This window comes from Streptomyces sp. NPDC091972, from assembly GCF_044756385.1.
GTDB lineage: Bacteria > Actinomycetota > Actinomycetes > Streptomycetales > Streptomycetaceae > Streptomyces.
In genome coordinates this window covers 18580-27485 of record NZ_JBIVSV010000008.1, presented here as the reverse complement: position 1 = coordinate 27485, position 8906 = coordinate 18580, and the positions used below count along the sequence as shown (strand labels likewise).

Genomic DNA, 8906 nt, shown 5'->3' with positions numbered 1-8906 from the left:
CCACGGGGTTGGGTTTTTACTTTTGGGCCCGCGGGGGCCACTCACATGTTTCAACCGGGGGGGCCCCACACCCACACCAACTACGCCCTGTTGGGGGGGGGGGGGGGGGCGCGCGCCCCCGCCCACGACCTCCGAACTCCTCAACGCTTGTTGCCGCTTCTCTCCGATCACGTATGCCAGTGGTGCATCCCACCCGCCGCCCCTTCGTTCCACCAGGCCACGGCTGGGCGGGCCGGCCCCGCCAACTCAAGCCCTACGACAGCTCACTCCGCCCAAACCACACCCAACCCCAGCCGTACCCCATGCATCCCCCCACCGTCCCCCACAACCAACAGGCCCTCATGAGTCAATGCGAGGGCGTCGCAGTCGCGGAGCCACGGCAGTACCCGTGTCCTGCCCGTGAGCACGTGCCACAGATGCAGTTCGCCGTCGTTCCAGGCCACGGCGAGCACCGGGCCGACCGGGGTGTCGGCCGCGGCGAGAGCGGTGACCAGGGCGTCGCGCTGCTGCACCGGCACCGGCATCGGCTCCGCGGAGGCCGGCTCCCACAGCCGTACCGAGCCGTCCGCGCCCGCGCTGAAGGTGAGGGTCAGCCCGTCGGCGGTGTCGACGCAGGTGACGGCCGTGACCCGCTGTTCGTGCACTCGGCAGGAGCGCGGCACGTCCTGGTACTCGCCCAGGGACCACACATGAACCGTGCCGCCCTGGTCGCCGACGACCGCGTACGGCCTCCCCGCCCCGCCGCTGCCTCCGCTGCCCAGTGCGGTGACCAGCGAGTCCTCCCCGGCGAGCGCGGCCGAACCGTGGTGCTCGGCGATGCGCTCGAGCGCGAACGCGGTGGTCGGGTCGTCCTCGGTCACGAGCGGCAGCAGCGCGTCGGAACGGTCGAGCAGCAGCGCCGAGCGGCCGTCTCGTGGGGCGACGGAGCGCGGGCGTACGGACGTGGGGTGGACGTACGGCGCCGCCGCACTCTCCTCCGACGCGTCGAGGGACGGCCACGCGGTCCCGGCGGTCGAGCCGACGGACGCCGACGTGCTCCCGCCGTACCCGCCGACCGCCGTACCGCTCTCGACGTCGTACGTCCGCAGCCGTCCCGTCGGGTCCGCGGCCAGCAGCCCTCGCTCCGTGCCCGGCACCAGCGCCAGCGCGTTCACCGGGTGGTCCCGCCGGGCCCAGGCCGTGGACCACCAGTGCTGCCGAGCGAGCGGCCGCAGGTACTCGGTGAGGCCCGGGTCCGTGCCGGCCGCGGCGGCGTGCAGCAGGGCGGCCCGTTCGGCGCTGTCGGTGTGATGTGCCGTCAGCTCCGGTGCGGCCCGCCTCCACACCTCGCGCAGCCGCCCGGGCACGGGCACGCGCTCGTCGGCGAGGAGGGCGGTCAGCGCGGCGGCCGAGCCGTGCACCAGGAACCCGGGATCGGCCAACAGCCCGAGAACGGCGCCCCCTTGGCCGTAGGGGTCGTCGGTGTGCAGGGCCGCGTCGAGGACGCGCCGCAGCACCCGGTCAGGGGCCTGGGACCAGTCGGGGCGACCGTCGGCCGTGCGCGGGACCGCGGCGACGAGCTCCGCGTACGAGGTCCGCGCGCTGGCGGTGCCGGAGCTCCCGCCCAGGTCGACGACCTCCGCTTCGTGACCGGTCAGCAGGTCCGACGTCCCGACCTCGACGGCCGCCCGCACATGGGGAAGGGCCAGCAACGGCTCCAGCAGTTCGGCGACCAGGGTCTGCGGTGCCGCCGCCGGCAGGTCCGCGGGGCCCGCCCCGGCCCGGTGCAGATCGGGTACGAGGAGCAGCAGCGGTCGCTCGTCCGCGCCGACCCGGTCGAGCAGGCGGCCGGGGGAGAGGGGGCCGTAACCGAGCTGGCGCCCCGACTCCCAGGCGAAGCTCTCGGCGGTCAGCCCCTCGGACGGCACGGTGGCGTGGACGGTGAGCCCCGGACGGCCGACGGTCCCGGCCAGGAGCCAGGCGAGCAGTGCGCTCTTGCCGCTGCCCTCCGCGCCCCGCAGCAGACACAGCCGGGGCCGGTCGCCGCCGGCGGCCCAGTCGAGCAACTGCCGCCCCGGAGCCCTCTTGTCGTCGTCCAGCGGCGGCCAGGCGGCGATGTCCGGCGTGACGGTACCGACGGTCATGATGTGCTGAATCCCCTCTACTGCGGCTGCTGGGCCGCTGCCTCACGCAGTTGCCGGATGCCCTCCGCGCGGGACTCGGCCGTCTCCCCGTAGGGGAAGTTGTGGGTCAGCCGCGCCTCGGGGAAGACCTGCCCGAGCCACAGCGAGCAGTAGTGCCCCGGCATGAAGCAGGCCTCCAACTCGGTGTGGACCCGCAGCACTTGCTCGGGCTGCACACCCGCGGCCCGCAACCGGGCCCACAGCCGCTCCTCCGGGTGGACGCCGATGTCACCGGCCTGCGTGACGATCTGCTTCTCGCCCCGGTCGTTCACGATCTCGAAGGCGGTGAACCACTCCGCGCTCGCGGTGTCCCGGATGTCGTCGAGGACGAGGGGCCACCAGTGCTCCCGCCCCTCGAAGGCCCGCGGGTCGAGGGTCCGCAACCGCTCCTCCAGCTCCGCGTACGCGGCGGCGGCCTGCTGCGGCTCGTCGGTACCGAGGATCGCGGCGAGGGCCTGGTCGAGCGCGGCGAGCGACCGGGCGAAGGCCTCCGGGGTCGCGTTCACGAACCGCGAGTCCTCGGTCCAGTCGAGGAGCACGGCGCGTACGACGCCCTCCTGGTCGGCACAGAGCTCGAAGCCCCGGTCCGACCCGAACCGCGTCCACTCCCGGCACTCGTCCAGCACGACCGTACGCCCGACGGACCCGGCGAACTCGGCCAGCGGGACGGGGTCGGACGCGGCCGTCGCGAAATACGGGCCGACGGTCAGCGGCAGGGTGATCTCCCCGATGCGCCGCATATCGCTGTCATTCATCGCCATTACCTCGCCTCGGGTTCGGCGACATACTCCAGGATGTCGTGCCAGCGGGAATTGCTCACGTCAAGGGCGGCCGGGTCGATTTCCCGCATCTGTTCGGTGAGGCGGGCGGCCGCACTCTCCGGGTCGATATCCTCGAGTTCCGACTCGAAGTCGTAGTTCGGGCGCTCTTTCTCCAGCAGGTAGAGAAAGTGGGCGAAGGAGGGGAGATCCTTGTTCAGCGGGTAGATCTCGGATTCGTCGCCCGGAAGGCAGTACACCACTCCGGAGGTCACGTCCAGGGCGATGTCGTCGTAGGGCACCATGCCCAGCAACAGCCAGCCCTCGGCGCCCTCGGGCAGGTCCGTCCATCGTTCGCGGAGGTCGTCGTAAGCGTCCCCGAGTGTCCTGACCTGCTCCGGAGAGCCGTCCACGAGGTCGAACCAGGGATTCGGGCGGGCCGGGATGCCGACATTGCGAAGAAAGTCCGCACTCGGCCCGTGCCGGACGCCTGCCACCGCCGCCGCGGAAAAGGTGGTGAGCTCCTCCGGATCGAACTCGGATTCCAGGGTCTCCCGGTCGATGGGGGACGTCATCTCGTGACCTGCCTGCCTTGCGAATGATCGGAGTGCCCGATGCTAGCATGTGCCTATTTGTGCCGGTTCGCCTTGAGGCGGTCCAGATAATCCATCATTTCCGCGTTGCCCTGGGCTCTGGATTCCTTTGTGTTCCCGTAATCGATGCTGTGCGTGACGTCGACGTGGGAAAGTCTTTCCTTCATCCACGCGCTGCAGTTCGGCGCGGAGGAACAGGGAGCCCTCTCCGTGTACAGCTCGGTCATCCGGCCACCGGCGCCGTCACGCAGGACCGGGAACCCGATCATGCGCTCGGAGTGACGGAATCCCGAACTGCGGGCGACCATGATGAAGTTGCCGTCGTCCTTCTTCGCGCTGTCGAACCGGGCGGCGGCGTAGTTGTTGCTCTCGAACTTGTCCTGCCCGTTGACCTGCTTGTGGTTGCCGTAGCTCTTGTCCGAGTGCCGGGCGAGCTGTACGGCCTGGGAGAGGGGCGTGCTCCCGAGCTCCACCTGCTCCGAGTTGCTGAGAGGACGCGGCCGCTGCTTGCCGTGCAGCTTCAGGTTCGGTTCGCCCGGCAGCGGCCGGCCCGCGTTGTCGCCGGTGAGATTGAGGCCGATGCGGTCCCGGTCGTCCTGGGTCAGCTTGTCGGTCCCGCCGTCCGTCCGCAGCCTCTTGAGCGTGCCGTCGTCGCTCATGAGGTACATCGGCGTCTTGCCGTCGTTGCCCTTCTGGAGCTGCTTCAAGGACAGGGCGGTCTCGTCGTCGTTGTCCTTGTGGCGCTTGGCCATCTGCTTGAGGCCGCCGGTCATGCTCTCGTCGAGGTGGGACGCGGTGCGCTTGACGCCCTTCCCGATCCCCTCCATGAGCTCGTCGACCATGGGGTCGAGGAGGTTGGTGAGCGCGTCCTTGCCCCGGGCGCGGCCGTGCGAGGACTTCGCGCGGTCCAGCTTGCTGCCGGCCCCGTCGCGGATCTTGCCGCCCGCGCTCTTGAGCCCGTTGCCGGCGCGGTCGTAGGACTCCAGGTCCATGCTGAACTGGCCGCCACCGCCACCGCCACCGCTGCTGGACCCGCCGTCCCCGCCCGCACCGGCCAGCTGCATCGAACCGCCCGCGCTCCCACCCGCGCTGGCCAGTTGCATGCCCCCCGACTTGAGGCTGTCCACGCCCTCGTTCAGGCCCTCCCGGCCCGCCTTCGCGGTCTGGCCGAGGTCGACGCCGTTCTGCGTCCCCAGGGCGTTGCCGCCCAGTTGGAGGACCAGGTCGCCCGCCATCGCGCCGAGGGCCTGGAATATCGGGCCCGTCGCGACCTCGATGATCCGCGAGGCGATCTCCTCGCAGACCTCCTGGAAGATGCGTTTCACCGCGATCCGGGTGGCCTGCGTGCCCGCGATGCCGCCCAGGGTGGACAGCCCGAAGGTGACCGGCGCGGCCGCGATCGCCGCCGCGATCTCCGCGGCGAGGATGCCGAGTTGGGCGATCGCGGCGATCTTCGCGCCCTCGATCAGTACGGCGACCGCGTCCAGCGCGGTGGCCGCCACCCGGCCCGCCTCGGCGAGGTTGGTCAGATGCTTGCCCTTGACCAGGTCCCAGTGCTTCTCCAGCGCCTGGATCGCGAGGCCCTCGTTGCCGCCGATCAGATCGGTGATGGCCTGGTGCGCGTCAGCGGCGCCGTCGTCGATGTCGTCGGCGAACTCCCGCATGGCCTGGGCCATGTCGCGGTAGTCGTCCTCGTCGACGTTGGGCCAGCTGATGCCTATCAGGTCCAGGGCCGCATCCAGCTCGCTCGGCAGGACTACACCCACAAGGACCCCCGTTCGAAAGTTAGTTGGGGCAACGTAACTTCGATCGGATCACGGGGACAAGTTCACCCCGTGTCACATGACCTGTATTGAGACGCAGTTGGCGCAGAGTTTTCCGAACGGGAACCCGCAGCCCCATAAATCCGTCGCGCTCCCCGCGGGCGGCCGGTTAGCCTCCGCCCGGACGGGACCGCGAGAGGGGCCGGGCATGGAGACGGGACGCGTACGGACCGACCGACTGGGCATATTGCTGGACCAGTTCGACTGCGCCAGGGAGCGGGCGCAGATACGGCTGGAGGGCCTCGGCGACGAGGAGTACCTCTGGGAGCCCGTGCCCGGCTGCTGGTCGATCCGGCGCCGCGGCGAGGCGGTGACCCCGAGGGCGTACGGCCCCGGCGAGTGGCTGCTGGACCAGGGCGCCCCCGACATCCCCTCGGGCGAGTACGCCGAGGTCGCCCGGCAGGCCGCCGACGGCATGAGCGTCGCCAAGATCGCCGAGGACTGGAGCGTGAGCGTCGAACGGGTCGAGGAGGTCCTCGCCCACACCGGCCCGATCGAACCCGACGTCACCCCGGTCACGACCATCGCCTGGCGGCTGGGGCACCTGCACTCCTGCTTCGCGGGCGAATACGAGTGGACCTTCGGCGAACGCCGCACCGACCCCAAGCAGTTGGTCGACTTCACCCCTTCCGCCGCCCTCGCCCTCGACCGCTTCTGGCCCCTGCTCGACCGCTGGCGCGAGGCGGTCGGCAAGGTGACGGAGGAACAACTCGACACGGTCGGCTTCTCCCAGTACCCGTACGGCTCCGCCCCCGACGAGCCGTACATCTCCGTGCTGTGGGGGTCCAACCTCGAACTCATCCACCACATGGCGGAGATCGCGCTGCTCCGGGACCTCTGGAGCGCTCGCTCCACCCGGCCGACGCTGTGACGTCCGAGAGCCGCTGAGCGACGGCCGGTCCTGTACCGGGCAGCCGCTGAGCGACGGCCGGTCCTGTACCGGCAGCCGCTCAGCGACGGCGGCCTTTGTGCGGGCAGCCGCCGAGCGACGGCCGGCCCGGTACCGACCCCCCTTCGCGGCCGGAAAGGCGAGGCTCCCGGGAACATCCCGTGAACGTCCTGTGGACGACTCGTCCACCCATCACCCGGTCGCGACCGCGCCGACCGACCTTTGGCAGTCTGTCGACCGTTCTCATCCATCGCATCGACACGGGGCGGTCATGAACCACAGCAGTCGGTCCGGGGCCCCGCAGTTCCCACCGCGGACCTCCGCCCCGTCGGAGGTCGTGATCGAGGTCCCGAACCAGGGGCTGCGCAGGTACGACCGGGTCGAGGCGGGGGAGTGCGCGGTCACCGTCCGACAGAGCGGCCCCGGCACGGAGGGCGAACCGCTCGCGTACGTCCATGTGCCCCGGGACGCCCCGAAGGGCGGACGCCAGGCCCGTCCGCCGTTCACCGTGAGCGGTCCGAAAGCCGAGCCCCTCTGCTCGATTCGGTCCAGCGGCCCGGGCGCGTACGAGGTGTACGGCGACGACGGCGCCCCGATCGGGTGGATCACCCGGCGTGGCGGCCGGATCCTGCCCTGGCCGCGTCGCGTGCGGTGGAGTGTGCGGCCCGTCGGCGGAGGCCCGTCTGTGGACGGAGTCGTCGGGACCCGCAAGGGGTGGACGGTGTTCCTGCTGATCTCCCCGCTCTACTTCGCGTGCTGGGCGGTCATGGCCGCGCAGGGCGCGGTCTGGCTGCTCCTCGGGGAGAAGGGCGAGGCCCGGAAGGAAGCCGCCTGGGAGATGGAGCCTCCGACGTGGACGCGATGGTGTGCGGCCGACGAACAGGACGTCGTCGTCGAGTACCGGACCGGCCACGTGTACCGTCTCGCAGCGTCGCGGCTGGACCGCCGGTTGGCCTACGCGCAGGCCGTGCTGCACGTGTGGGACCGGGCGTAAACATGTACAAGTCGCAAATTGGCGACAGCGAACGTCCCCCGGTGTCCGGGGACTTGGTGCTCCGATAATCTGAGCGCCGTTGACTGGATCACGACTACGGGGAGACACGGGGATGGCGGACTTCCAGATCGATGTCGATCGCATGAAGACCCTGATCAACAGGTTGGACCAGGTGGACGACCGCATGCGGGGCGCGCAGCAGCGGCTGAACAAGGTGGGCCCGAAGGGCCTCGGCACCGACGGTCTCGACAACGCCTGTGACGACTTCCAGGACGCCTGGGGCGACGGCATCAAGCGGATCGCCGACGCCTCCAAGACCCTGCACGAGGGCCTGCAGAAGACGGTCGAGATGTACCAGACGACCGACCAGGAACTGCAGAAGGGCTTCAGCCAGAAGTAGCCCCGGCCGCCACCGCACCGACGACTCGCACACAAGCAACCGCAAGCAACGGGGAGAAGACGATGGGGATGTTCGACGATCCCAACTGGCCAGGTCTGACGTTCAATCCGGCCAAGGGCGACCTGCACACGATCGAGTCGCTGGCGTACGACGTCAAGACGGTCGGGGACGAGCTCGACGAGATGCGCGAGATGCTCGTGAGCATCGGCAAGACCGACGGTGTGTGGGACGGCGAGGCCGCCAAGAAGTTCCAGGAGAAGGTCGGCGAGCTGCCCAAGTACCTCCAGCAGGGCCACGAGTCGATGGCGGCCTGCTCGCGGGCGCTGCGCGGCTGGCACGACGAACTGCAGACCATGCAGCGCCAGGCCAAGAACCTGGAGGAGCGCGCCGTCGAGGCCCGCAAGCGGCTCGACCAGAAGAACGCCGACGTCGACCGGGTCAACGTCAAGATCGAGGGCGCCCGGTTCCAGCAGCTCACCGAGCAGCAGGCCAAGGCCCTCTCCGAGGAGGCCAACTCGGCCTCGGCGGCGGCCAAGGACGCCGCGTCCGACCTCCAGCTCCTCCTCGACAACGCCGAGGCGCTGCGCAGGTACTGGGACGAGCAGGCGTCCAAGGCCGAGAAGGCGATTCGCGAGGCCGCGAACAACCGGCCGCCGGACATCAGCATCTGGGAGTCGATCGGGGACGGCCTGAAGGCCGCCTGGGACGGCTTCACGGACTTCCTCGCCGACCACGCGGACCTGTTCTCCAAGATCGGGTCCGTGCTGTCGATCCTCTCCCTGGCGACCATGGCCATCCCGCCCGTGGGCGCGATCCTCGGTGGACTCGCCATCGGCGCCAGCGCCCTCGCGCTCGCCGGCTACGGGGTCAAGACGGCCCGGGGCGAGAAGGTCGGCGTGATGGACTGGGTCGGCGCCGGCCTCGGTGTGCTGCCGGGCATCGGAGCGGTCAAGGGCATCACGGCGGGCGCAAAGGCCGCCAGGGCCGCGGCGACCGGAGAGCGGCTCGCCGGTGTCTTCTCCCACGCCGACGAGATGGCGACCTCGGTCAACATGGCCCGGGGCATGGCCGACGGCCTCATGTACAAGGGCCTGGCGCGCGCGGGCAAGGCGATGGGCCTCACCGACGAGGCCGTGGACGTCGGCAGCGGGCTGATGCGCGGCACGATGGGCGGCATCAAGGGCGTGGGCCTGGCCTTCGGCCTCATCTCGGGCGCCGGCTCCGAGACCAAGGCGGCACCCGCGCCGTCCAGCAACGCGTTCATGTCGGCGGCGGGAGCGGCGTAAC

At 70.5% G+C, this 8906-nt stretch carries 8 protein-coding genes; 4 read left to right on the top strand and 4 right to left on the bottom strand.

Going from position 1 to position 8906, the window contains the following annotated elements:
* Positions 1 to 263: 263 nt before the first annotated feature.
* The 4 genes from ACIQJT_RS23970 to ACIQJT_RS23955 are packed head-to-tail and all read right to left on the bottom strand — an operon-like array spanning position 264 to position 5279.
* A complete protein-coding gene (locus ACIQJT_RS23970; protein WP_402646572.1) occupies positions 264 to 2123 on the bottom strand; it encodes a hypothetical protein in 1860 nt (619 codons plus the stop codon).
* Between the two features lie 17 nt (positions 2124 to 2140).
* Positions 2141 to 2917, bottom strand: coding sequence for a nucleic acid/nucleotide deaminase domain-containing protein (locus tag ACIQJT_RS23965; RefSeq protein WP_402646570.1), 777 nt, complete (start codon positions 2915 to 2917; stop codon positions 2141 to 2143).
* Positions 2918 to 2922: 5 nt separating this feature from the next.
* Positions 2923 to 3495, bottom strand: a complete 573-nt coding sequence (locus ACIQJT_RS23960) for an SUKH-4 family immunity protein (protein ID WP_402646567.1) — start codon at positions 3493 to 3495, stop codon at positions 2923 to 2925.
* Between the two features lie 53 nt (positions 3496 to 3548).
* Positions 3549 to 5279: a nucleic acid/nucleotide deaminase domain-containing protein gene (locus ACIQJT_RS23955; RefSeq protein ID WP_402646564.1), complete on the bottom strand. Its 1731-nt coding sequence runs from the start codon at positions 5277 to 5279 to the stop codon at positions 3549 to 3551.
* A gap of 205 nt (positions 5280 to 5484) precedes the next feature.
* Between ACIQJT_RS23955 and ACIQJT_RS23950 the strand changes: the two genes are divergently transcribed.
* From ACIQJT_RS23950 to ACIQJT_RS23935, 4 genes are all read left to right on the top strand, one after another.
* Positions 5485 to 6207, top strand: coding sequence for a DinB family protein (locus ACIQJT_RS23950; RefSeq protein ID WP_402646562.1), 723 nt, complete (start codon positions 5485 to 5487; stop codon positions 6205 to 6207).
* A gap of 289 nt (positions 6208 to 6496) precedes the next feature.
* Entirely contained in the window at positions 6497 to 7219 is a 723-nt protein-coding gene (locus ACIQJT_RS23945; protein ID WP_402646559.1) for a hypothetical protein, read from the top strand.
* Positions 7220 to 7331: 112 nt separating this feature from the next.
* Positions 7332 to 7619, top strand: a complete 288-nt coding sequence (locus ACIQJT_RS23940; protein ID WP_007385088.1) for a type VII secretion target — start codon at positions 7332 to 7334, stop codon at positions 7617 to 7619.
* A gap of 62 nt (positions 7620 to 7681) precedes the next feature.
* Complete coding sequence (locus ACIQJT_RS23935) at positions 7682 to 8905, top strand: putative T7SS-secreted protein (RefSeq protein WP_402646556.1); 1224 nt, start codon at positions 7682 to 7684, stop codon at positions 8903 to 8905.
* Position 8906: the final 1 nt, after the last annotated feature.